At 60.3% G+C, this 21,805-nt stretch carries 20 protein-coding genes; 12 read left to right on the top strand and 8 right to left on the bottom strand.

What is annotated here, in order from left to right:
* Nucleotides 1-21: 21 nt before the first annotated feature.
* From ACST81_RS28075 to ACST81_RS28100, 6 genes are all read right to left on the bottom strand, one after another.
* The gene (locus ACST81_RS28075; RefSeq protein ID WP_438755129.1) at nucleotides 22-1,326 is read right to left on the bottom strand and encodes an NAD(P)/FAD-dependent oxidoreductase; all 1,305 of its coding nucleotides are present in this window, start codon (nucleotides 1,324-1,326) and stop codon (nucleotides 22-24) included.
* A 43-nt stretch (nucleotides 1,327-1,369) separates the two neighbouring features.
* Nucleotides 1,370-1,723, bottom strand: a complete 354-nt coding sequence (locus ACST81_RS28080) for a cupin domain-containing protein (RefSeq protein ID WP_438755132.1) — start codon at nucleotides 1,721-1,723, stop codon at nucleotides 1,370-1,372.
* Nucleotides 1,724-1,740: 17 nt separating this feature from the next.
* On the bottom strand, nucleotides 1,741-2,793 hold the full coding sequence (locus tag ACST81_RS28085) for an ABC transporter ATP-binding protein (RefSeq protein ID WP_438755134.1): 1,053 nt from the start codon (nucleotides 2,791-2,793) through the stop codon (nucleotides 1,741-1,743).
* Between the two features lie 24 nt (nucleotides 2,794-2,817).
* A complete protein-coding gene (locus ACST81_RS28090; protein WP_438755136.1) occupies nucleotides 2,818-3,600 on the bottom strand; it encodes an ABC transporter permease in 783 nt (260 codons plus the stop codon).
* The gene (locus tag ACST81_RS28095) at nucleotides 3,600-4,778 is read right to left on the bottom strand and encodes an ABC transporter permease (RefSeq protein WP_438754980.1); all 1,179 of its coding nucleotides are present in this window, start codon (nucleotides 4,776-4,778) and stop codon (nucleotides 3,600-3,602) included. The genes ACST81_RS28090 and ACST81_RS28095 overlap by 1 nt, the downstream gene beginning before the upstream one ends.
* Before the next feature lie 86 nt (nucleotides 4,779-4,864).
* Nucleotides 4,865-5,899, bottom strand: coding sequence for an ABC transporter substrate-binding protein (locus tag ACST81_RS28100; RefSeq protein ID WP_438754982.1), 1,035 nt, complete (start codon nucleotides 5,897-5,899; stop codon nucleotides 4,865-4,867).
* 512 nt (nucleotides 5,900-6,411) lie between these two features.
* On the opposite strand from ACST81_RS28100, the gene ACST81_RS28105 reads away from it, so the two are divergent.
* Nucleotides 6,412-6,906, top strand: coding sequence for a helix-turn-helix domain-containing protein (locus tag ACST81_RS28105; RefSeq protein ID WP_438754983.1), 495 nt, complete (start codon nucleotides 6,412-6,414; stop codon nucleotides 6,904-6,906).
* A 9-nt stretch (nucleotides 6,907-6,915) separates the two neighbouring features.
* Here ACST81_RS28105 and ACST81_RS28110 read toward each other — a convergent pair whose 3' ends face one another.
* Nucleotides 6,916-8,391, bottom strand: coding sequence for a serine hydrolase domain-containing protein (locus tag ACST81_RS28110; RefSeq protein WP_438754984.1), 1,476 nt, complete (start codon nucleotides 8,389-8,391; stop codon nucleotides 6,916-6,918).
* A 591-nt stretch (nucleotides 8,392-8,982) separates the two neighbouring features.
* Here ACST81_RS28110 and ACST81_RS28115 point away from each other — a divergent pair.
* The 3 genes from ACST81_RS28115 to ACST81_RS28125 are packed head-to-tail and all read left to right on the top strand — an operon-like array spanning nucleotide 8,983 to nucleotide 11,695.
* Nucleotides 8,983-9,834: a D-amino-acid transaminase gene (locus ACST81_RS28115; RefSeq protein ID WP_438754985.1), complete on the top strand. Its 852-nt coding sequence runs from the start codon at nucleotides 8,983-8,985 to the stop codon at nucleotides 9,832-9,834.
* 26 nt (nucleotides 9,835-9,860) lie between these two features.
* Nucleotides 9,861-10,898: a DmpA family aminopeptidase gene (locus ACST81_RS28120; RefSeq protein ID WP_438754986.1), complete on the top strand. Its 1,038-nt coding sequence runs from the start codon at nucleotides 9,861-9,863 to the stop codon at nucleotides 10,896-10,898.
* Entirely contained in the window at nucleotides 10,895-11,695 is an 801-nt protein-coding gene (locus ACST81_RS28125; protein ID WP_438754988.1) for a M55 family metallopeptidase, read from the top strand. The genes ACST81_RS28120 and ACST81_RS28125 overlap by 4 nt, the downstream gene beginning before the upstream one ends.
* Here the strand turns inward: ACST81_RS28125 and ACST81_RS28130 are convergent, their stop codons facing one another.
* On the bottom strand, nucleotides 11,696-12,640 hold the full coding sequence (locus ACST81_RS28130) for a LysR family transcriptional regulator (protein ID WP_438754990.1): 945 nt from the start codon (nucleotides 12,638-12,640) through the stop codon (nucleotides 11,696-11,698).
* A gap of 184 nt (nucleotides 12,641-12,824) precedes the next feature.
* Between ACST81_RS28130 and ACST81_RS28135 the strand changes: the two genes are divergently transcribed.
* The 8 genes from ACST81_RS28135 to minC all read left to right on the top strand — a co-directional run bounded on the left by ACST81_RS28135 (nucleotide 12,825) and on the right by minC (nucleotide 21,748).
* On the top strand, nucleotides 12,825-14,450 hold the full coding sequence (locus ACST81_RS28135; protein WP_438754992.1) for an amidohydrolase: 1,626 nt from the start codon (nucleotides 12,825-12,827) through the stop codon (nucleotides 14,448-14,450).
* Between the two features lie 55 nt (nucleotides 14,451-14,505).
* Nucleotides 14,506-16,095, top strand: coding sequence for an ABC transporter substrate-binding protein (locus ACST81_RS28140; RefSeq protein WP_438754994.1), 1,590 nt, complete (start codon nucleotides 14,506-14,508; stop codon nucleotides 16,093-16,095).
* A 90-nt stretch (nucleotides 16,096-16,185) separates the two neighbouring features.
* Entirely contained in the window at nucleotides 16,186-17,121 is a 936-nt protein-coding gene (locus ACST81_RS28145) for an ABC transporter permease (protein ID WP_438754996.1), read from the top strand.
* A gap of 5 nt (nucleotides 17,122-17,126) precedes the next feature.
* Entirely contained in the window at nucleotides 17,127-17,948 is an 822-nt protein-coding gene (locus ACST81_RS28150) for an ABC transporter permease (RefSeq protein ID WP_438754998.1), read from the top strand.
* Nucleotides 17,945-18,853: an ABC transporter ATP-binding protein gene (locus ACST81_RS28155; protein ID WP_438755000.1), complete on the top strand. Its 909-nt coding sequence runs from the start codon at nucleotides 17,945-17,947 to the stop codon at nucleotides 18,851-18,853. Before ACST81_RS28150 ends, ACST81_RS28155 begins: the two co-directional genes overlap by 4 nt.
* Complete coding sequence (locus ACST81_RS28160; RefSeq protein ID WP_438755002.1) at nucleotides 18,850-19,812, top strand: ATP-binding cassette domain-containing protein; 963 nt, start codon at nucleotides 18,850-18,852, stop codon at nucleotides 19,810-19,812. The genes ACST81_RS28155 and ACST81_RS28160 overlap by 4 nt, the downstream gene beginning before the upstream one ends.
* A 117-nt stretch (nucleotides 19,813-19,929) precedes the next feature.
* Nucleotides 19,930-20,625, top strand: a complete 696-nt coding sequence (locus ACST81_RS28165) for a gamma-glutamyl-gamma-aminobutyrate hydrolase family protein (RefSeq protein WP_438755004.1) — start codon at nucleotides 19,930-19,932, stop codon at nucleotides 20,623-20,625.
* Nucleotides 20,626-21,016: 391 nt separating this feature from the next.
* Entirely contained in the window at nucleotides 21,017-21,748 is a 732-nt protein-coding gene (gene minC / locus ACST81_RS28170; RefSeq protein WP_438755006.1) for a septum site-determining protein MinC, read from the top strand.
* Nucleotides 21,749-21,805 lie beyond the last annotated feature (57 nt).

Here is a 21,805-nt window from a genome sequence, read left to right on the forward strand (position 1 = left end):
GGAAGGCTCCTTTCACACGGATCAGTCGCGCCACCGCGCCGCCCTGTCGAGGAAGCGGTAGTAGGTGCCGACCATTGGCAGGAACCAGGGATGCCCATTGTAGAAATAGAGCCGTGGAAAGTGACTGTTGACGACGCCGCGGTCATGGCCGGGCATCCCGAGCAACATTTCAGCGCTGCGGTGTCCGAGATACGTCATCATCGAGATGCCGCCGCCATTGCAGCAGGACGTGTAATAGGTGCCGTCCGGCATCCGCCCGACATGCGAGCAGAAATCGTAGGCAAAACAGACATTGCCGAACCATGAATGGGTAATTTTCGCGCGTTCCAACGACGGGAAGGTGTGAAGCATGAAGTCCCTCAGCCCGACCGCGGATTCCTCGGCGGTCGAAGTGCGGAATTTGGCACGGCCACCAAAGAGAATTCGCGTTCCGTCGGGCGAGCGCCGGAAATAATAAAGAATGTGCTTGGTATCCCCCACCACGCGGTTGCCGGGAATGAGTTCTTCCATCTGGTCCAGAGGAAGCTGCTCGGTCGCGATCATGTAGCTCTGGATGGGAATGGTACGCTTGCGCAACCACGGAATTTCGGGACCGACATAGCCGTTCGCACCGATCAGCACCTTGTCCGATGAAATGGTGATCGTGTTCCGGTCTGTCACATCCTCGACAAGGGCGTGGTAACGCCCGGCGATGGTCGATACGCCCTGATAACGGTAGCCGGTAAAAATCCGCACACCCAGTTCCCGCGCGCGATTGGCAAGGGCGCGGACATATTTGGCCGGGTGGATCGACCCTGTGTGATGACTGACCATCGCGCCGCGATAGATATGCGTTTTCAGCACCCGGTGCACTTCGCCTTCGGGCAGTATGTCGACTCGCTTCTGCTTCTCCGCAGACAGACCGTTGCGATAGGCGACCAGACCCTCCAGGTCTTTTCGCGAATGGGCGCCGGCAACACTGCCACACATGTTGAGGTCAAAGGGGTCCTTGAGGGTGCTTGCCCGTTCGAGCATGAAATCCATGGACCTGTCGTAGTCCTCGAGGATTTCGGCGGCGCGTTTGGCGCCGAAGCGGCGCGTGGCTTCCGCAAGGCTGAACTTGGCGCCGTTTCCGATCTGTCCGCCGTTGCGCGAACTCGCACCCTCCCCAATCCTCTGGGAATCGATGACGAAGACGTCCTTCACGCCGGCTTCAGCCAGGGTGATGGCTGCGCTCAGGCCGGAATAACCCGCACCCACGATGAGGATCGAACATGTGTTGGTATCGAATTGACGTTCGCCGTGGGCAGGTTCGGCTTCTTCCCACCAGAAAGGCGTGGTCTTCATGAAATGTCCCCTGTGATGCTTGAGGTTGCGCAGGTGTGTGCCGCTAGAGTTCAACGTAGAAATAGATCTTCTTCACTGGAGAGATCGTGCGCCACGTGCCGCGAAACTTCGGTTCGATAACCACGAGGTCGCCGGCGCTGAAGCGCTGCGGATCGCCACCGTCTTCGGTCAATTCGATCTCGCCCTCGATGAGGTAGAACTGTTCTAGGCCGCTTTCGTCGCGCTCGACCTTGTGCACGCCGGGCGTTGCCGCCCAGATGCCGGAGAGCACCTTGCCGGTGTCGCGACAGGGCCAGCTTCTGAACTCCGGATTTCCTTCAACCAATCGTTCGGGCGATGGCCGGTCGACAAGCGGGGTGCCGGCATCGGACGGACGGAAATATTTCAATTTCGACAAGGGATGTCCTTTCAAACTCAGTCAAATTTCACCATGTCCTGCGGCGCGAAGCTCACAGACACATCGGCACCATTGGAATGCACGCCGGAGCGGGCATTGCCGTAGGCAATGAAATGCGCACCATCGGCCAGCGTGAGCGTGTAAAGCGCACGGTCTCCGGAATATGTGGAATTTACGACCCTGGCGGGCAGCGAAACGCGGCCATCGGCAACCGGTGAGGTCGTGATCTCGGCATCCTCCGGGCGCACCATCATGCAGGTACTGCCACCTTTCACGGCCTCGGCCGGCAGGGTGAAGTTGGCACAGACAAAAGAGGATCCACCTCCGGGGGAGGCCGACACGACGCCCTGAAAGATGTTCGATTTGCCAACGAATTCCGCAACAAAACGCGATGCCGGACGGCGGTAAAGCGTATGGGCCGTGTCATATTGCTCGATGCATCCGCCATTCATCACGGCAATGCGGTCGGACATATGCATCGCTTCTTCCTGGTCGTGGGTCACGTTGATGAAGGTCGTGCCGAGCGTGCTGTGGATTTGGCGCAGTTCTTCCTGCAGATCGTGACGAAGCTTCTTGTCCAGCGCCGACATCGGCTCGTCGAGCAGCAGAAGATCAGGCTTGAAGACAAGCGCCCTGGCCAGCGCCACGCGCTGTTGCTGTCCGCCGGACAGTTCCTGCGGTTTGCGGGCGGCAAGCATGCCGAGCTGGACAAGATCCAGCAGAGCCCGGACGCTCTGGTCGATCTCTGCCTTTGACCGGCGCCGTACCCGCAACGGGTAGGCGATATTGTCGTAGACCGACATGTGCGGAAACAGTGCGTATCCCTGGAATACGAGACCGAAGTTGCGTTTCTCCGGCGACAGCGCGGTGATGTTTCGTCCGTTCATCTCGACGGTGCCCGAGGTCACCGGCTCGAACCCGGCCAGGATCTTGAGCAAGGTTGTCTTGCCGGAGCCGGACGGCCCGAGCAGGGTCACGAATTCTCCCTTGCGGATGGACAGCGAGACATCATCGAGCGCCTGGAACGCACCGTAATGTTTAAAGATATTCTTGATTTCTAGCGAAGACATAACGGTCACTCCTGCGACGTCCGGTCAAAACCGGGTTGCCGCGTTGCGCTTTTGCAGCCTGCTGATCAGTAGAAGGACCAAGAGGCTCACCAATGACAGAAGCAGGGCCACAACAACGATCGTCGGCTCGAGACGATCACGCAGGCCCGCGAACAGGGCGATTGGAAGGGTGGTCGAGGCGGGGTCTGCCAGGAACAGGGCCATCACAACTTCATCGAAAGACGTAATGAAGGCGAAGAGCGCGCCCGCGGCAAAACCGGGTGCTGCGAGAGGCAACGTGATGGTGGCGAAGCGGTAGAGGCGCGATGCCCCCATCGAGGCGCCGGCAAGATCGAGGTTGGGATCCAGCCCTCGCAGCGAGGTGATCACCGACAGGAAGACAAGGGGTGCCCCAAGGATCGAATGCGCCAATACCAGCGAAAAGTACCCGCCGCCGATCCCCACCCGGCCAAAGGCATAGGTGAAAGCCACGCCGAGAACGACGGAAGGCACGACCATTGGCGAGACGAACAAAGCGCTAAGCACCATCTGCATGCCGCCGCTGGTCAAGATCACCCCGGTTGCCGCGAGGCCGCCGATCAGGATGGCAAGGATCATCGAGCCGATGGCGACTTGGACGCTGTTCCAGAGCGCGTTTGTCCATGTGGGTTCCGTCAGGACTTTTGCGAACCAGTCGAGCGTGAAGCCTTCCATCGGATAGGAGAGGAACGAGCTGTCGTTGAAGGCAAGCGGCCAGACCAGCAGCAATGGGAGAATGAGAAAACCGGCACAGAAACAGATGGAAACCCAATATATGACCCGCGACATCAGGCGTCCCCCTGCCGTTTGGAAACCGCCCATTGGCCGACGCGGGCCGTGGCCACCAGAATGACGACGATCAACAGCAGCAGCACCGAAAGCGCCGATGCCATTCCCCAGTTCAGTGTCTTGTTGACGAAATCGGCGATGAAATACGCCAGCATCTGGTCATTGGGTCCGCCGGTGAGGGCAGGGGTGACGTAGAAGCCGAGCGCCAGGATAAAGACGGTGCCGCCGCCGACCAGAACGCCGCGCACGCTTTGCGGAAAATACACCCGCAGGAAGGTTTCAACGGCACCGGCACCCAGGTTGCGAGACGCGTCCGACTGGGATTTCGGAATGGTGCGCATGACATTGATCATCGGCAGGATGGCGAAGGGCAGCAGCACATGCGTCATGGCCACCAGTGCACCAAACCTGTTGAAGATCAACTGGACAGGTTCGGATGTCAGTCTCAGCCCGATAAGGATGGTGTTGATCAGTCCGTTGTTCTGCAAAAGCACGACCCAGGCCGTGGTGCGCACCAGAACCGAAGTCCAGAAGCTTAAAAGGACGATCGCCATGATGATCGTGCTTGTCCGACGGCTGCCAGTGGCGGCACCATAAGCCAGCGGATAGCCGATGACGAGCGTGAGCAGCGTGACCTGTAGTGTAATATACAAGGTGCGGCCCATGATCCGCAGGTAGATGTCGCCACCTTTGGCGAAGGTCAGGTCGCCGTCCGCACTGACGCTCAGGCCCGTCGCCTTCTGGTAATAGCGCCAGGTTGTCGTTCCGGCATTCTGGACAACGATGTCCCAATAGTCCTGATCGCCCCATTTCTTGTCGAAGGCGACCAGCCCGTCCATGGTTGGATCGATGGATTCCACGTTTTTTCCCGTGGTCAGGATCAAGGTGCGGAACCCGGTTTTCTCCACGTTGAGCAAACGCGCCGCCTCGCCCAACTGCTTCTTATCCATCGCACCAAGATCGGCAAGAAGCGCTGCGGCACGCTGATCCGGATCACCGTCGGCATCGATCGCGTTCAGCCTTTCAAACCTGGCACCCAGCGCCGAGTTGTCCACGCTGAGGGATATGATCGACGCGAGAGGGGTTAGGAAAACGAGGGCATAGAGAACAATCGGGATCGACAGCAGCAACATGGCTGCCCCGCGACTGCCACGAGCATTGCTCAAAGCGTTCGACATGACGTGTCCTAGCATTTGGGAGAATGAGCGGCTCGCTGGCGCCGGCAAGCGAGCCGCAGTCCAGATGTCACACGGTCGCAGCCAGCTTACTGGACAACCCAGTTGCTCCAGCGCTCCTTGAGCGTGTCGTAGTTTTCGATCCAGAACGCATCGGAATACGGCAACGCTTCCGCGATGTTGTCGCCGACAGGCAGATCCTTGGCATCCGCCTCCGACATCAATTTGATGGCGTTCACGTTTGTCGGGCCGTAGGGCATGGCGGCGGAAAACTTCGCCTGCGCTTCCGCGTTGTTGGCAAGCTTCAGGAACTCCATGGCCTGCTCCTTGTAGGGCGCACCCTTTGGAACCGCCCATACATCGATGTTGTAAATGTGGTTCTTCCAGACGAATTCGAGCGGTTTGCCTTCATGCTTGGCGGTGATGATGCGGCCGTTATAAGCGCTGCTCATAGCCACATTCTTGGCCACGAGCCATTCGACAGGCTGAGAACCGGCCTCCCAAAACTGCAATTGGGCCTTGATCGTGTCCATCTTTGCGAAAGCACGATCTATGCCTTCGGGCGTCGAAAGCACCTCGTAGACTTTGTCGAGCGGAACACCGTCAGCCATGAGAGCATATTCGAGGTTCATGTAGGGGTTGTTGATCATCCCCCGCTTGCCCGGGAATTTTTCCAGGTTGAAGAAATCGGCCCAGTCCCGCGGTGGGGCATCCGGGAACACTTCGGCATTATACGCGAAACCGTTGCCGATGACCACGTTGCCCGCCGCGCAAGGCTGCACGGCAGCCGGCAGCAGATCCTTGCCGCCGCCCAGCGCATCCCAGGAGATTTCTTCCAGCAACCCTTCGTCGCACGCCAGCTGCGCATCCGTGCCGCCGGCCATGACGAGATCCCAGGTGACGTTGCCGGTGTCGGCCATGGCTTTCAGTTCAGCCAGGCCGCCAAGGTAGGTCGTCTCAACGAATTTCAGACCTTGTTCTTTCATGAACGGCTTGAAATACGCTTCGCGCTGGGCATCCTGATAATTTCCGCCCCATGCCGCGATGGTGAAATCACGCGCTGTCACCGGGGTGGCGCAGAGCGCAATGAGAGTGCAAATGCTGCCAATTTTCAGATAGTTCATAACCACTCCTCCTCAGGTGCCGCCGAGGCTCCTCCCGTCGGCGGCTTGATACCGGATTTTGTCACGTCCTCTGGCTGTCGTCTTGATCAACTCCGCCAGCGCATTTCACTCCAGCACACCATTACGATATTCCCACTAAAAAAAATGTAAAGTTTTTTTAGTATTTCTTTTGAGAATTAATGTTTATAGGTTGTGGACACCCATCACGGTGCTGGCAGGGAGACTGTTGCAACCATCTCTATCGGATACAATGGGCGATTAAATGTCGGGCATGTCATCGGCTCATTTTTCGATGAGCCGGCGGCAACTGGACATAAACATCTGCGAAACGGCCGGCCTTTCCGCTGACCGGATATTTTGAATTTAATGCATGCTGCAAGGTTGCAGAGATCTCTCAGAACGGGGAATTCGGTTTGGACCCTTTGATGAAGGCCGCTCATGGCGACGACAAACGTCGCATCGGGGAGCGATTGAGGCTGCGCCGCAAATTGCGCGGTATGGCATTGAAAATTGTGGCAGAAAGATCCGGGCTTTCGGTTGGCATGCTCAGCCAGGTCGAACGCGGGCTGATAACGCCATCGATCAAGTCGATGCGCGCGATCTGCGATGCCTTGGAAATGCCCGTCAAATGGTTGTTCGAAGGTTCGTCCACCCAGTCGGACGACGACATAGAATTCGTGGTGCGCCGATCATCCCGTCGCGACATTTCGTATGAGGATGGCGCGATCCTGAAGGAAATCCTCACGCCGGACACCCAGCCCAAAATTCAGATGCTTCGCTTTGTTCTCGAGTCTGGCGCTGATTCCGGTGAACCTTACTCGAACGCCGAGGGCGGCAAGTGTGGCCTTGTCCTGCGGGGAACGCTGGAACTGCAGCTGAACGGTCGCAAGATGACCATTCGTGAAGGCGACAGCTTCGCGTTTCCGGCGCAGGCAATGGTCCGGTTCTGGAACGAGGGCCAGCAACCCTGCGAGGTCATCTGGGTCGTTGCTCCTGCAACGGTATAACGGCTCGGTTCAGGCTGAACCGAGCGTCGACTGGAGCGGATGCCTTTCGGCCAAGCTGACCGTGACGGACTGGATTTTCAAGGGCTGCGGAGGGCCGCAGAAAGCCTTCAAGATGAAGTCACCCATTGCACAGGGCAGGTGAACCTCGAAGCGTCCGAAACCGCCATCGGCTCCGCCCGGATCACTTGGCACCACTGTCATGAGGCCTTCGTCCATTGCACCCGCCCGTGCGCGCAGATTTGCAAGATCGGCGGCGCGCTCCGCGTAAGGTTGATCCAAAGCAACGTTTTCCAGGAAGATCGCATCGGCGACAGCATCGTCCCAGCCATCCAGAAGCAGGTGCCGCAACCCCGCGACAAGCTCATGGATTGCGGCTGGCGGTGTTGCTGCCGGGACATGGGCGGAGAAGGCCGCGTCGAGAAGCTGGCTGAGCGCTGCGCTTGCAGGCTCCCAGGCGCCGGAATAGGTGGCGTTTTCGAAGGCAACAACGCCAAGGCCGGTCTGCGCGTTCCAACGCATATGGGAACTGAACCCGGGATAACCGCCGGAATGGCTGATGATCGGGCCAAACCGTGCGTGCTGCTCGACGACAAGGCCATAGCCGTAGCCTTTGAGGCCGACATCCTTGCCGGGCTCGGGCGCGATGGCGCATTGGAGGCTCTGCATTTCCCGGCGGGTTGCGGCAGACAGAGGGCCATCCTGCGTGCCTTCGGGCCGGAAGGCGGCAGACAACCAGTCAGCCCAGCGGACAAGATCGCCCACAGTCGTCACACAGCCCCCGATGGCCGAAAAAGCCCCCGGCCCGGTAAAAGGCAAGGGCTGCCAGCCGTCGCCGGTTTTGCGGAAACCTGTCGCCATCCTGTCAGCTGGCACGGTCGCCGGATCGAAACCCGTCTCATGGAGATCGAGCGGAGCCAGCAGGTTGTCCGTCACGAAAGCGGGATAGGATTGCTCGCCGACAATTTCAATGACCCGGCCAAGCAAGGCGTATCCGAGGTTTGCATATTCGTACCGTGTGCCTGGCGTCGTTACAAAGCGCACGCCCTTGTCAAGAATTGCGTCGAGGGCCGCATTGGAGAGCGATTCCTGCCGGTCGGCCCAAGGGTCATCGGTTGGCAGCCCGCCCGCCATCGACAGAAGCATCCGCAGCGTTGGCGCCGTTGGCTGGCCGATCGGCAGCGTCGGGCGCAAGGCGGGAACATAGCGCGTGACAGGTTCGTCAAGGGAAAGCCGGCCCCGATCGCGAAGCAGCAATATGGCCGCAGCGGTGAAACTCTTGGTGCAGGACGCAATCCGGAACCGGGTATGGGAACGCAGAGGATGCGCACCCACATCACCAAACCCGTTTTCGAGCACTGTTCCGGAGCGGTCGAACAGCGCGAACCGGATGCCGGGCGTTGCCTTCTGTTGAACCCGCTGCGAGAAAATTTCGGCGATCGTCTTGGCGAGGACATCCGATTGCGGGAGGTGACTGAACAGGTGCATGGTGTGTCCTTGGACGTAGGGCAGGTCTGGCGCGGCCGCGAGCAATTGGCGAGTGTAGTCGTGCTGCGGCACGACAAAATCGCAGTTGTCTCCGCCATCTCGACGGTCTCGCCCCGATAGATGACAGCAACGCGGTTGCAAAGCGATCGCAACACGGCAAGATTATGCGATATGAACAATTTCGGCGGCAGGTGAAACCAGCCGCCGTTCCGTTCGATATCACAATCCCTCGCCTGCGCCTGTCATGCCAAGGCGAAGGAACGGTGTACGGCGTTCCTCGCAGCGATCATCTGCAACTGGGTGTATATCTTGGCGCGGCGCACGAGATCATCGCTGTGTTCCCACGTCTCGCGCCAGATGCAGAGGATACTGAACCCGGCCAACCCCGCGTGATCGAAGTGCCAACCTTGCTCGCACCTTCGGAAATCGGGGCCTGGATAACCCGGCTTGTGATCCGATGGGGTCTAATTCATTGATATATCTGGCGTTAGGCCAATTTTGCATGAGATTTTGCCCAACTTGAATTGGTCAGCCGTTGTAAATCGCTCTTATGTGCTGCGTCGAAGCTTATAGGCATAGCAAGGGAAACAGATGGGCAGGATCGTTTACATACGCGGTCAATTCGTACCCGAGCAGGACGCCCGGATAAGCCTCTTTGACCGCGGGTTCCTATTCGGCGATGCCGTCTACGAAGTGACCGCGGTCATTAACGGACGGATGATCGACAACGATCTTCACCTTGACCGCCTGGAACGCTCGCTGAAGGAACTCGCCATTCCGCAGACCTTTTCCCGCGCTGACATCGCGATGGTTCAGGCGGAATTGATTGCGCGCAATGCGTTGCAGAACGGCACCGTTTATCTTCAGGTCTCGCGCGGAGATGCCGATCGCGATTTCTTCTATTCGGATACGCTGGCGCCATGCCTGGTCGGCTTCACCCAGCAAAAGATGCTGACCGGCACGAAAGCACAGCAGCACGGCATCGCCGTCGATCTCGTGGACGATCCGCGCTGGCAACGGCGGGATATCAAGACGGTCATGCTACTCGGCCAGGTCATGGCCAAGCAGGCGGCCCGCTCCGGCGGCTTCGACGACGTCTGGATGGTGGAAAACGGGCAGGTGACAGAGGGGGCGTCCTCGACAGCGCATATCATCACGACAAAGGGCCGTATTCTGACCCGTCCCGCCTCGCAGGCGACCCTGCCGGGCTGCACCCAGCGCGCCATTGCACGGCTTTGTGCGGCAGAGGGACTGGAGATAGAGGAGCGCGTGTTCACGCCCGCGGAAGCGCAGGGTGCTGCGGAAGCGTTCCAGACCTCCGCCTCGAGCCTGGTCACGCCCGTCGTGCGAATCGGCAGCCAAGTGATTGCAGATGGCAAGCCCGGCGCGATGACGCGGAAGCTCCAAGCTCTTTATCTGGAAATGGCCGGCGTTCCGGTTTAAAGCGCGTCGGTGGCAAAAGGGACGACATGAAAACGGCACGCGAACTGGGACTGATCCCGCAAGGCAGACTGGAGCCGGGCTCCGGCAACACGATTACAGACGTACCGGGCATCTCGGTCGGTCATTGCTCGCTACGCCGAGACGGAATTTTCACGGGCGTCACCGCCATCCTGCCACATGACGGCGACCTTTTTCGCGTCAGGCCGCGCGCTGCGGTGGAGGTTATCAACGGCTTCGGCAAGTCGGCCGGCCTGATGCAAGTTGCCGAACTGGGAACGATCGAGACACCGATCCTGCTCACCAACACGTTTGGCGTGGCGGCCTGCAGCGAAGCATTGATCCGCCGCGCCATTGCCGCCAATCCGGCGATCGGCCGGAAGACCTCGACGGTCAACGCGCTGGTTTGCGAATGCAACGATGGCAGCATCAACGATATCCAGGCACTGGCCGTGACACCGGCAGATGCCGAGGCTGCACTTGAAGCTGCGAGCACAGGCCCTGTGGAGCAGGGCGCGGTGGGTGCCGGTTCCGGCATGACCGCTTTCGGCTTCAAGGCCGGTATCGGCACGGCGTCGCGACGCCTTTTCATCGGCAAGCGCAGCTTCATATTCGGCACACTGGTGCTCGCCAATTTCGGCGGAGCGGGCGATCTTGTTCTCCCGGACGGACGCCGTCCCGATCCGCGTGTGCCAGCCAGTCCCGAACGGGGATCGGTGATCGTCGTCATGGCCACCGATCTGCCCCTCGGTGACCGGCAATTGCAGCGGGTGGCAAGACGGGGCGGTGCAGGTCTTGCCCGGCTCGGTGCCTTCTGGGGACATGGCAGCGGCGACGTCGTTCTCTGTTTTACCACAGCCGATCCGATGGAACATGATTCGCCCGAGGCGTTTGCCACGCAGGAGCGGCTTGCCGACGACCATATCGACACCGTTTTCCGCGCCGCAGCCGAGACCACGCAGGAAGCCGTGCTGAATGCCCTTTGCATGGCCCCCACCACCCCCGGCCGCAACGGCCGGCTCTATCCCTGTCTCGCCGACTGGCTAAAAGAGAACCCTACACCATGAAAGTCTTCATCTCAGCCGATATCGAAGGTACCGCCGGTATTGCTCACTGGAACGAGGCTGATCGCGCCCATCCTGACTGGGCCGAATTCCGCGCGTTGATGACCGCGGAGGTCGTCGCAGCTTGCGAAGGCGCGCGATCTGCCGGCGCGACCGAAGTGGTCATCAAGGATGCCCACGAAAGCGGCCGAAATCTCATCCTCGACAAACTGCCCGACTATGCACGGATCGTGCGCGGCTGGTCCGGACATCCAGACGAGATGATGTTCGGGATCGACGATGGTTTTGCAGCCGCTGTTTACACCGGCTACCATTCGAAAGCCGGCACCGAGGTCAACCCGCTCGCCCACACGTCCAACCTGCGCATTTCGCGGCTTCTGCTCAACGGCGAGGTCGCATCCGAGTTCACCATAAACGCTCTGTGTGCTGCCCAATACGGCGTGCCCTCGGTTTTCCTGGCGGGAGACGTCGGCATCTGTATGGAAGCACGCGCGATGGTGCCGGGCCTTGCGGCCGTGGAAACGCTGGACGGCAGGGGCAAGGCCTCGACATCCATCTCCCCGGCCCGGTCGCGCCGCCTCATCCGCGAGGGCGTTGCAGCGGCGCTCTCCGGCGATTTTTCGCAGGCACTGCCCGCAAAGGCCGAGCACTACGAGGTGCTGATCGAGTTCAGCACACCGACCGAGGCCTACCGCGCCGGCTGGTATCCGGGCGCAAAGTCGCATGGGCCCCGTGCTATCGCCTTCGAACATCGGGATTTCTCCGAAATCCTGCGCGCGCTGCTGTTTCTCAAGGTCTGATCAGGCCGGCACGCCCTGCAGGAGTTGTCCGGCGGTGCGCCAGAGATTCTCGACCTTCCTGTTTCGGCTCGCAGCCGCGTGCCGGTAGAGCCGGATTTCCAGGTCGAGGTTCCAGCCCTCGTCGATCGAGGCAGGCACCAGACGGCCGGTATCGAGTTCGTCACGGGCCAGGCTTTCGGGCAGCCAGCATACCCCCGCGCCAGTCACCGCCATATTCATCTGTCCGGCACTGATGGTATTTTCGTGTGTGGTGCGCCGCCGGAAAGGCGGGCGGCGCAGCCAGAGGCGCGACAGCGCCACCCCGAAAAACGAATTGAAGCCATAACTGAGACACGGAATAGCCAGCCGCGGCTGCGCGACGGCACGATCAATCAGATTCCGGCCCGGCTGGATAGTGCCGGACAGCACGATCTCCGGAGAAACCAGCGGAATCAGCCGGTCGTGGGCCACCGTCAGCGAGGCGAATTGACCACGGTCGAGGTGAAACGGCACCTCCGGGTGCGCATAGGTTAGAAAGAAATCCGCCTCATCGTTGACGAGGGCATCGAGGTTGGCTTCGATACCGCCGCGGTCGGGAATGAGCGAGGTGCTGAACGTGCCACCGACTTTCTCCAGCGACTTCAACCAGTGCGGAAAGAACGTCACCGTCAGCGTATGCAATGCGGCAAAGCGGATCAGGCCCGGCTCATAGGAAGGACGCAACGCCTCGCGCGCCGCATAGAAGGTGCGGATCGATTCCTGCGCCACCGGAAGAAAATTCCGTCCCGCCGGGGTCAACTCGGCCGGCATGGTGGCGCGGCTGATCAGCGTGGCCCCTAGCCAGCTTTCCAGTTGCTTGATCCTGCGGCTGAAGGCCGGCTGCGTGACATTGCGAAATTCCGCCGCCCGCGAAAAGCTGGACGTGTCGGCAAGCGTCACGAAGTCCTCAAGCCATTTGATTTCCATGCACAGTTCCCCCTCCCGATCCAGTTTAGCCGAGAAAACCATCATAAGTCATTCAATCGAAATGGGTATGCCGATTTCGCATGGAGTTGTGCCCAAACCGAATTGGCCAAGCCAGCCACAAACTTTCACGGTGCACCTGGAGGAAATAGGTGCCGGTCTGCCGGTGCCCATGGGGGAGCTGTGAATGCCATTTGCAATTGAAGCCGATCTTATCTTGCACAACGGACGCATCTGGTGCGGCCGGGAGGAGGGCATCAGCAACGCTGTTGCCGTGTGGCAGGGCAAGGTTCTTGCAACAGGCAGTAATGCCGACATGCTGAGCCTGAAGGGTCCGGCAACCGAGGTCATCGATCTGGAAGGCCGCTTTGCCAGCCCCGGGCTCATCGACAACCACCTGCACCTGATTGCAACCGGCATCGCCATGGGCTTCGTCGATGCGACATCGACTGCCGCCCCGACGCTTGCCGCCCTGATGAAGGGCATTTCGGAGCGCGCCGCGACCACCCCGAAGGGCGGCTGGGTCCGTGCCCGTGGATATGACCAGGTCAAGCTCGACACCGGCCGTCACCCCACGCGCGACGATCTCGACCGCGCAGCGCCCGATCATCCGGTCATGCTGACACGGGCCTGCGGCCATGTCTCGATTGCCAATTCACGCGCTCTGGCGCTTGCCGGCATCAGCGAACAAACCCCGGCGCCTGACGGCGGCGTCATCGGTCTGACCGACGGCAGGCTGAACGGATTTCTCGCGGAAAACGCCCAGAACCTCGTCAAGGCCGTTATGCCCGAGGCAACGACCGAAGAACTGATCGAAGGCATCGAGCGTGCCGGACAGCATCTGCTCTCTTTCGGCATCACCAGTTGCATGGATGCCGCAGTCGGGCATGTTGCCGGTTTCCCGGAAATCCAGGCCTATGAAATGGCCAAGGTCGCCGGCCGGTTGCCGGTGCGCGTCTGGCTGACGCTGCTGGGCGATCCCGGTGTTTCTATCGTCGAGGAGTCGTGGCGCGCCGGGCTTGTCTGCGGGGCCGGCGACGACATGCTGCGTGTCGGCGGCGTTAAAATCTTCCTCGATGGCTCGGCCGGTGGCCGCACCGCATGGATGACCAGGCCCTATCAGGGCGAACCGGACAATATCGGCGTACAGATGCTGTCGGACGCGGTGGTCGAGCAGGTCGTCAAGGACTGCCACGACCGAGGCTACCAGATGGTTTGCCACGCCATTGGCGACGGGGCGATCGAGCAGTTGATCACGGCATACGAGAAGGCGCTTGCCGCCAATCCCGATCCTGATCGCCGCCACCGCATCGAGCATTGCGGCTTTCCGACGGCGGAGCAGAATGCGCGCATGAAGACAGCCGGCATTCTGCCCGCACCGCAGATGGCCTTCATCCACGATTTCGGCGACAGCTATATTTCCGTGCTTGGCGAAGAGCGCGGCGTTGCATCCTACCCAATCGGCACTTGGATGCGGATGGGCCTGAAGCCTTCGACCGGCTCGGATTCGCCGGTCTGCTCGCCAGATCCGTTCCCGAACCTGCACGCCATGATCACCCGCCAGACCGGCAAGGGCACGGTGATGGCCGCCGCAGAAAAGCTCGGCCGCGAGGAAGCCTTGCAGGCCTATACGGAATACGGCGCCTGGTCGCAGAAGGCCGAGGCGGTGAAAGGCCGACTCGTGCCCGGTCAATGGGCGGATATTGCCGTCTTCGACAACGACCTTCTGGAAGCTTCGGCCGCAACCGTCCTGTCAGGCACCCGCTGCCTTTTGACCTTGCTTGCCGGCCGCGTCGTGCACGACGCCCGTTAAACGCCTGACCACTGATTTGAAACGATGCCAAAAACGGCACGAAAGGGAGAACGAAATGCTTAAAAGACTGACACTGACCGCGATGCTCAGCCTGAGCGTCGCGACCGCAGCTCTGGCTGCGGGGGAACGTTCCGGCGGAACGCTCGTCTTCACTGCGCCTTACGGCTCCAGCTTCGCCACACTCGACACGCAGTCGAGCCCGAACACGCAAGAAGAGTTCATTACCCAAGCCATTCACCGTGCGCTTTACAGCTGGGATTCCATCCAGAACAAGCCAGTTCTCGAATTGGCGACATCCGAGGATGTGTCTGCCGACGGCACAGTGCGGACCTATCACCTGCGGGAAAATGCCGTTTTCCACAATGGCAAGCCACTGACCGCCGATGACATCATCTACAGCTACAAGCGTATCGCCAATCCGAAGAATGCCTTCCCCGGCGCCAGCTACATCGCCGGCATCAAGGGCGCGGACGACTATATCGCCGGCAAGGCCGAGGAAATCTCCGGCCTGAAGAAGATCGATGACCACACGCTGGAAATCACCTTCAGCGGCCCGATCAATCCCGGCTTCCCGCTGATGCAGAACACGACGGTAATCTATCCGTCGAACGTCGCGGATGAAGCAAGCTTTGCCACATCTCCTGTCGGCCTCGGCGCCTTCGTCTTCAAGGAGCATGTGCCCGGCTCACAGGTCGTCGTCGAAAAATTCGACAAGTACTACGAAGAGGGCAAGCCCTATCTCGATCGCATCAACATCGTGCTGATGGGTGAAGATGCAGCGCGCGACGTTGCTTTCCGCAACAAGGAAATCGACGTTTCGATCCTCGGCCCGACCCAGTACCAGGCCTATCAGGGCGAGGATGGCCTGAAGGACCATTTGCTTGAAGTCGCCGAAGTGTATACGCGCAACATCGGTTTCAATCCCGCCTTCGAACCTTTCAAGGACAAGCGGGTTCGCCAAGCGATCAATCACGCCATCAATGCGCCGCTGATCATCGACCGCCTCGTCAAGAACAAGGCCTATCCGGCCTCCGGCTGGCTGCCGATCTCATCGCCCGCCTTCGACAAGGATCAGGCGCCTTACGCGTTTGATCCGGAAAAGGCCAAGGCGCTGCTCGCCGAAGCCGGCTATGCCGACGGCTTTGAATTCGAAGTGACCGCAAGCCCCAACGAAAGCTGGGGCGTGCCGATCGTCGAGGCCATCCTGCCGATGCTGAAGAAGGTCGGCGTGACGGTAAAGCCGAAGCCGGTCGAAAGCGCGGCGCTAGGTGACGCGGTCAGCTCGAATAACTTCCAGGCCTTCATCTGGTCGAACCTTTCCGGCCCCGATCCGCTGAACGCACTGCGTTGCTTCAATTCCAAGACCCCGCAATCGGCCTGCAACTATACGAGCTATGCGAGCCCGGAATTCGACAAGCTCTATGAGGCTGCCGAGCAGGAACGCGATCCGGTCAAGCAAAGCGATCTCCTGCGCCAGGCCAACAACATCGTGCAGGAAGACGCCCCGGTCTGGTTCTTCAACTACAACAAGGCGGTCATGGCCTACCAGCCTTGGATTCATGGTCTGGTCCCGAACGCAACGGAACTGGCGATCCAGCCCTATGACGATATCTGGATCGATGAAACGGCACCGGCGCGTCAGTAAGCCCTGAAAAATACGGGGCGGCCATGGGGTATCATGGTCGCCCTGGTATTGATTGCCGCACCGTCATGGGCGGCCAAAACGGAATCGCCGATGCTTCGTTTCACCCTGCGCCGTATCCTGCAGATCATTCCCACGCTGATTGTAGTGGCGCTGCTGATCTTCGTTATCTTTTCCGTGGTGCCCGGCACCTTTGCCGCCAGCCTTTTCGCCGATGGCAAACGCGCTGCCGACCCGCAGATGATTGCCCGTCTGAGCGAGGAATTCGGCCTCAACAAGCCGCTGATCGAGCGCTTCGTGTCCTATGTCACGGACCTTGCGCAGTTCGATCTGGGTACCAGTTTCCGCACCCGCCAGCCGGTGATCGATCTGATCAACGACCGGATGGGCGCGTCCTTGAAGCTGGCGATCGCCGCCATGGTCTTTGCCCTTGTCGTCGGCGTGCCGCTCGGTTTCCTCGCCGCCATGCGGCCGGGATCGGTGCTCGATACTGTGACGATGATCGGCGCGGTTTCGGGCCTCTCCGTGCCGCAATTCTGGCTCGGCCTTCTGATGATGTATCTCTTCGCGCTGCAACTGAACTGGCTGCCGAGTTTCGGCTATGGCAACGGGTCGTTCCAGAACCTCATCCTTCCGGCCGTCACGCTCGGCGTCACGCCGCTCGCATTGCTGGCCCGCACGACGCGGGCGGGCGTGCTCGACGTGCTGAACGCCGATTTCATCCGCACCGCGCATTCCAAGGGCATGAGCGAGATCAAGGTGGTCCGCTGGCATGTGGCGCGCAATGCGCTGGTGCTGATCGTCACCACGGTCGGCCTGCAGTTCGGCTCGCTGATCGGCCAGGCTGTCGTGATTGAAAAACTCTTCGCCTGGCCCGGCATCGGATCGCTGCTGGTGGACAGCGTCTCGATCCGCGACATTCCCGTGGTTCAAGGCACGATCCTGGTCATCGTGCTCTGGTTCCTCGTCATCAATACGGCCGTCGATCTGATCTATGCCGCGATCGATCCGCGCATCAAGCAGGAGTGACGCCCATGCGTTTCGGCTTCAACGTCTGGCTCGGCGCGGGCCTGACGGCGCTGGTGATCTTTGCGGGCGTGCTCGCCCCCTGGCTTGCCCATTTCGATCCGGTGCTCGACGCCGACCTGATGAGTTCGGAACTCCCGCCTGACGCCACGTTCTGGTTTGGCACCGATGCGCAAGGACGCGACGTCTACACCCGCATCCTCTATGGCGCGCAGATCTCGCTGACCGTCGGCATCGCTTCGCAGGTGATCAATTCGATTATCGGCATCACCCTTGGCATGACCGCCGGCTACTGGGGCGGCTGGTGGGACGACCTGGTGAACGGCCTCACCAATGTCATGCTCGCCATTCCTTCCCTGATCTTCGCGCTCGCCGTCATGGCCGTGCTGGGACCGGGCCTGCCGTCGCTCCTCGTCGCGCTGGGCTTCACCAACTGGAGCTGGACGTGCCGCATCGCCCGCTCCTCGACACTGTCGCTGAAATCGCAGGGCTACGTGCAGGCAGCGCAAACGCTCGGCTACGGCGACCTGCGCATCATGTTCACACAGATTCTGCCCAACATGATGGGCCCGATCCTCGTCATGGCAACGCTGGGCATGGGGTCGGCGGTGCTGTCCGAAGCGGCTCTTTCCTTCCTCGGTCTTGGCATTCAGCCACCGTTCCCGAGTTGGGGCTCGATGCTGACGGATGCGCGCCAGCTCATCCAGCTTGCGCCGTGGGTCGCCATCTTTCCCGGCTTGGCCATCTTCCTGTCGGTGCTCGGTTTCAACCTTCTCGGCGACGGGCTGCGCGACAGCCTTGATCCGCACATGAGGACGCGCAAGCCATGACCGCGCCGCTACTCGACATCAGAAACCTGCAATTGGGCGTGGCGATCGGCCGCTCCGTTCACCCGCTTCTCAAGAGCGTGTCCTTTCAGATCATGCCCGGGGAAGCCTATGGTCTCGTCGGTGAATCCGGTTCCGGCAAATCGGTAACGTCGCTTGCCGTGATGGGCCTACTGAAGAAGCCGCTTGCTGTCTCCAGCGGCGAAATCCTGTTCAAGGAACAGAACCTTCTGGCGATGCCGAAGCGGGAAATACGGCGCCTGCGCGGCAACCGCATCGCCATGATCTTTCAAGAACCGATGACCGCGTTGAACCCGTTGTCCACCGTTGGCCGGCAGATTGCCGAAATGTTCGTGCTGCATCAGGGCAAGAGCTGGAGCGAAGCGCATACGCTCGCTGTCGAGGCACTGGCCAGCGTGCGGGTGCCCAATCCAGACCGGCGCGCGAAAAACTATCCGCATCAGATGTCCGGCGGCCTGCGCCAGCGCGTGATGATTGCCATGGCTCTTGCCTGCAATCCCGACCTGCTGATCGCCGACGAACCGACGACGGCCCTCGACGTAACCGTACAGGCCGAAGTGCTGCGCCTGATCAAGGAACTGTGCGCCGAACGCGGTACGGCGGTGCTTCTCATCAGTCACGATCTCGGCGTGATCGCCAGCGTCTGCCAGCGCGTCGGCGTCATGTACTCTGGCTGTCTGGTCGAAGAAAACGAGACGCGCACGCTGTTTGATACGCCTCGGCACGATTACACCCGGGGGCTGCTCGGAGCCCTGCCACGCCTTGGCAGCCGCAGTCAGCATGGCCGCAAGCGATTGGTCGATATCGATAGCATCATCGCGGATCGCTCGAAGCTGACCGAAACCCGCTTTATCGCGCCGCGCATCGCCGAAGGAAGCCAGCCATGACCGCCCCCCTGTTGCAGGTGGACGACCTGCATGTCCGGTTCCCGATTCCCGGGGGTGGCCTGCTTGGCAGAGGCAGGCGCTTGCTGCACGCGGTGAACGGCATCAGTTTTTCGCTCTCCAAGGGCGAATGCCTTTCTATCGTCGGCGAATCCGGCTGCGGCAAGTCAACGACCGCGTTATCGATCCTCGGCCTGCAGGAGCCGACGGAGGGAACCATCCGCTACCGCGGCCAGCCGCTCGCGGGAGATGGCGCACCGGGGCGGATGCAGCGCGCCAAGGCGGTGCAGATGGTGTTCCAGGATCCTTACGCTTCGCTCAACCCGCGCCAGTCCGTTCGCACGTCGCTTGCCGCACCGCTTCGGCTACACGGCGTAACCGCGGCATCGGAGATTTCCGATCGCATTGAGGCCATGCTGGCCAATGTCGGCCTGACGCCCGAACATGCCGGCCGCTATCCGCATGAATTTTCCGGTGGCCAGCGCCAGCGCATCGGCATCGCCCGTGCCCTCATTCTCGAGCCCGAGATCGTCGTGCTCGACGAGCCGGTATCGGCGCTCGACGTGTCGATCCGGGCGCAGATCATCAATCTGCTGCTCGATCTGCAGGAGAAACTCGGCCTGTCGTATCTGATGATCAGCCACGATCTCAGTGTCGTGGAGCATATGAGTGACCGTGTCCTGGTAATGTATTTCGGCCAGATCGTGGAGGAGGGCGGCTGGCGCGATATCTTCGAGGCGCCCACGCATCCCTATACGCGCCGGCTGATTGCCGCTATTCCCGATCCGGATGCCACGCTCGGCACGGCGATGATAGAGGATCGATTTGCAGGCAAGCCGCAGCTTGCCGCTCGCAGCTTCGTGTCGGACGGCACCACATCTGTAGACGTCTTCACCCCGCCCGCATCTTCCGAGCTTATCGAGATCGCTCCGCATCACCGGGTCCGCGTGGCGTTGCCATGATATGACCGAGCAAAATCATTTGAGCTTGCAGAAGCGTCTTCGAACTCGATACGTATAAATCGCAGGTCCCATCGCAGCCGCGGAAAACCCGTACGCTGAACAACAGGTTGGAACACAATGCACCGCAAGCCGAAAATCGCCGTCATCATGGACGAGAACACCAGCGCCGGTGGCGGCGGTTATGAAATCTCGAAAGATTACTTTCGTGCCATCAGCCGGGCAGGCGCCTACGCTTTCGGAATACCTTTTGCGCTCGAGATGGTCGGTCATGTCGTCGAAGAGTTCGACGGATTTCTGAGTGTCGGGGGACGCATCCATTTCCCCGAAGAATGGTATGTCGAAGGCGATCAGTCCCGTTATCCGGCATCCGATCGGCTTGATGTCGAAATGGCGTTGATGAAGGGTTTCCTCGAGCGCGACAAACCCGTCCTCGGCATCTGCAACGGCATGCAGATGCTTGCCTGCCTGAATGGCTGCCGGATGGTGTCGGACGTACAGTCTTCATGGGCCGGAGCTATCGTGCACGACCGGGAAGGGGTGCGCCATGACGTCGAAATCCGGCAGGGCACCAGAATGGCGGATATTTTCAAAGCCGAAACATTCAGCGTCAATACGTTTCACCGCGAAGCCATCGTCGAGGTCTCCGATGCGGTGGTCGTTACCGCCCGCGGCCCGGACGGCGTTGTCGAAGCGATAGAAGTCCCGTCGTCGACTTTTGCCATGGGCCTGCAATGGCACCCTGAAAGGCTTGCCGCCGAAAGCCACCCCGGAACTCGCATCTTCGATGCTTTCGTGGAAGCGGCAAGCAGGTAAAAATGCTGCTGGGAGCAAGCGAGTTGTCACCCGGACTACGCATTCGCGATCGTACGCCAGGCTCTCCTTAAACACCTGTCGACGCGGCTAAAACGCGGAAGAAAACTGTGGTTTTGGACACATGAAAATCAGGTAATCTGTGTTATGGAACTTCCTAGTAGCTCTCCTCAGGAGAGGCAGGGCACCTGTCACCATCGTAAACAATTGCTGCTGACCCCGCAACACGCGGACTGCCCTCTCCAGTTTCCAAGCTACCCTACAGTCTGTGGCTTCGCGCCGTCGACGGCATTTATCCCTCTTTCCGGACTGATCATGTTTCGCGCCAGGCATGCCGATTAACTCTTTGTTAACCATTTTCCCGATACATCGACGCAACTGAAAATTAACCAAGATGACTGATGTGTTAACGCAATCCCGGCCGATCCGCCTGAAGGGGCGGTCTTTTCTGGCTCTGGCTCTGACGCCGGAGCTGCCCTTCGCTGACTGGCTCGAGCGGCTTGACGATTTGGCTTCACGCTCGGCCGGTTTCTTTCTGCGTCGGCCTGTCGTGCTGGACGTCGGCGCTCTCGATATCGATCGCCAGCAGCTTCTCGGTCTCGTTGCCGAACTGAATGCCCGCAAGGTACGCGTTATGGGCATTGAAGGAGCACGTCCCTCGCTTCTGGGCGCCGACCTGCCGCCGGCCCTGTCGGATGGCCGCACGACTGGAGATGTCGAGCCGCCAACGGGAGAACCGCAGACCCAATCATCGGAGAAGGTGGAACCCGTCACCGCTTCGGTGACGGCAAGGGTGATGCCTTCCTTGCTCATTTCGGAACCGGTCCGCTCGGGCCAGTCAGTTTTCTTTCCTGATGGCGACGTCACCATCGTTGGCTCTGTCGCTTCGGGCGCGGAAGTGGTCGCCGGCGGCTCGATCCACATCTATGGCGCCTTACGCGGACGGGCCATGGCCGGAACGATCGGCAACGCTTCGGCGCGCATCTTCTGCCACAAGTTGGAGGCCGAACTCATTGCCATCGACGGACTCTACAAGACGGCCGACGATATTGAGCCGAAGCTGCGCGGCAAGCCCGTACAGATCTGGCTGGAAGGCGAAACACTCAAGGCGGCAACGCTTGGCTGAAACAGGGCCGCGATTTGGCAACACGTCAAATGAACGCGTCTAAATAACTGGAGAGAT

The organism is Pararhizobium sp. O133 (assembly GCF_051669845.1).
Classification (GTDB): Bacteria; Pseudomonadota; Alphaproteobacteria; order Rhizobiales; family Rhizobiaceae; genus Pararhizobium.

Coding starts and splice junctions, on each gene's coding strand:
- ACST81_RS28120 (WP_438754986.1), top strand. CDS start 9,861: ATGAAAACGGCACGCGAACTGGGACTGATCCCGCAAGGCAGACTGGAG.
- ACST81_RS28140 (WP_438754994.1), top strand. CDS start 14,506: ATGCTTAAAAGACTGACACTGACCGCGATGCTCAGCCTGAGCGTCGCG.
- ACST81_RS28115 (WP_438754985.1), top strand. CDS start 8,983: ATGGGCAGGATCGTTTACATACGCGGTCAATTCGTACCCGAGCAGGAC.
- minC (WP_438755006.1), top strand. CDS start 21,017: ATGACTGATGTGTTAACGCAATCCCGGCCGATCCGCCTGAAGGGGCGG.
- ACST81_RS28165 (WP_438755004.1), top strand. CDS start 19,930: ATGCACCGCAAGCCGAAAATCGCCGTCATCATGGACGAGAACACCAGC.
- ACST81_RS28090 (WP_438755136.1), bottom strand. CDS start 3,600: ATGTCGCGGGTCATATATTGGGTTTCCATCTGTTTCTGTGCCGGTTTT.
- ACST81_RS28155 (WP_438755000.1), top strand. CDS start 17,945: ATGACCGCGCCGCTACTCGACATCAGAAACCTGCAATTGGGCGTGGCG.
- ACST81_RS28085 (WP_438755134.1), bottom strand. CDS start 2,793: ATGTCTTCGCTAGAAATCAAGAATATCTTTAAACATTACGGTGCGTTC.
- ACST81_RS28130 (WP_438754990.1), bottom strand. CDS start 12,640: ATGGAAATCAAATGGCTTGAGGACTTCGTGACGCTTGCCGACACGTCC.
- ACST81_RS28095 (WP_438754980.1), bottom strand. CDS start 4,778: ATGTCGAACGCTTTGAGCAATGCTCGTGGCAGTCGCGGGGCAGCCATG.
- ACST81_RS28145 (WP_438754996.1), top strand. CDS start 16,186: ATGCTTCGTTTCACCCTGCGCCGTATCCTGCAGATCATTCCCACGCTG.
- ACST81_RS28125 (WP_438754988.1), top strand. CDS start 10,895: ATGAAAGTCTTCATCTCAGCCGATATCGAAGGTACCGCCGGTATTGCT.
- ACST81_RS28135 (WP_438754992.1), top strand. CDS start 12,825: ATGCCATTTGCAATTGAAGCCGATCTTATCTTGCACAACGGACGCATC.
- ACST81_RS28110 (WP_438754984.1), bottom strand. CDS start 8,391: ATGCACCTGTTCAGTCACCTCCCGCAATCGGATGTCCTCGCCAAGACG.
- ACST81_RS28160 (WP_438755002.1), top strand. CDS start 18,850: ATGACCGCCCCCCTGTTGCAGGTGGACGACCTGCATGTCCGGTTCCCG.
- ACST81_RS28075 (WP_438755129.1), bottom strand. CDS start 1,326: ATGAAGACCACGCCTTTCTGGTGGGAAGAAGCCGAACCTGCCCACGGC.
- ACST81_RS28100 (WP_438754982.1), bottom strand. CDS start 5,899: ATGAACTATCTGAAAATTGGCAGCATTTGCACTCTCATTGCGCTCTGC.
- ACST81_RS28150 (WP_438754998.1), top strand. CDS start 17,127: ATGCGTTTCGGCTTCAACGTCTGGCTCGGCGCGGGCCTGACGGCGCTG.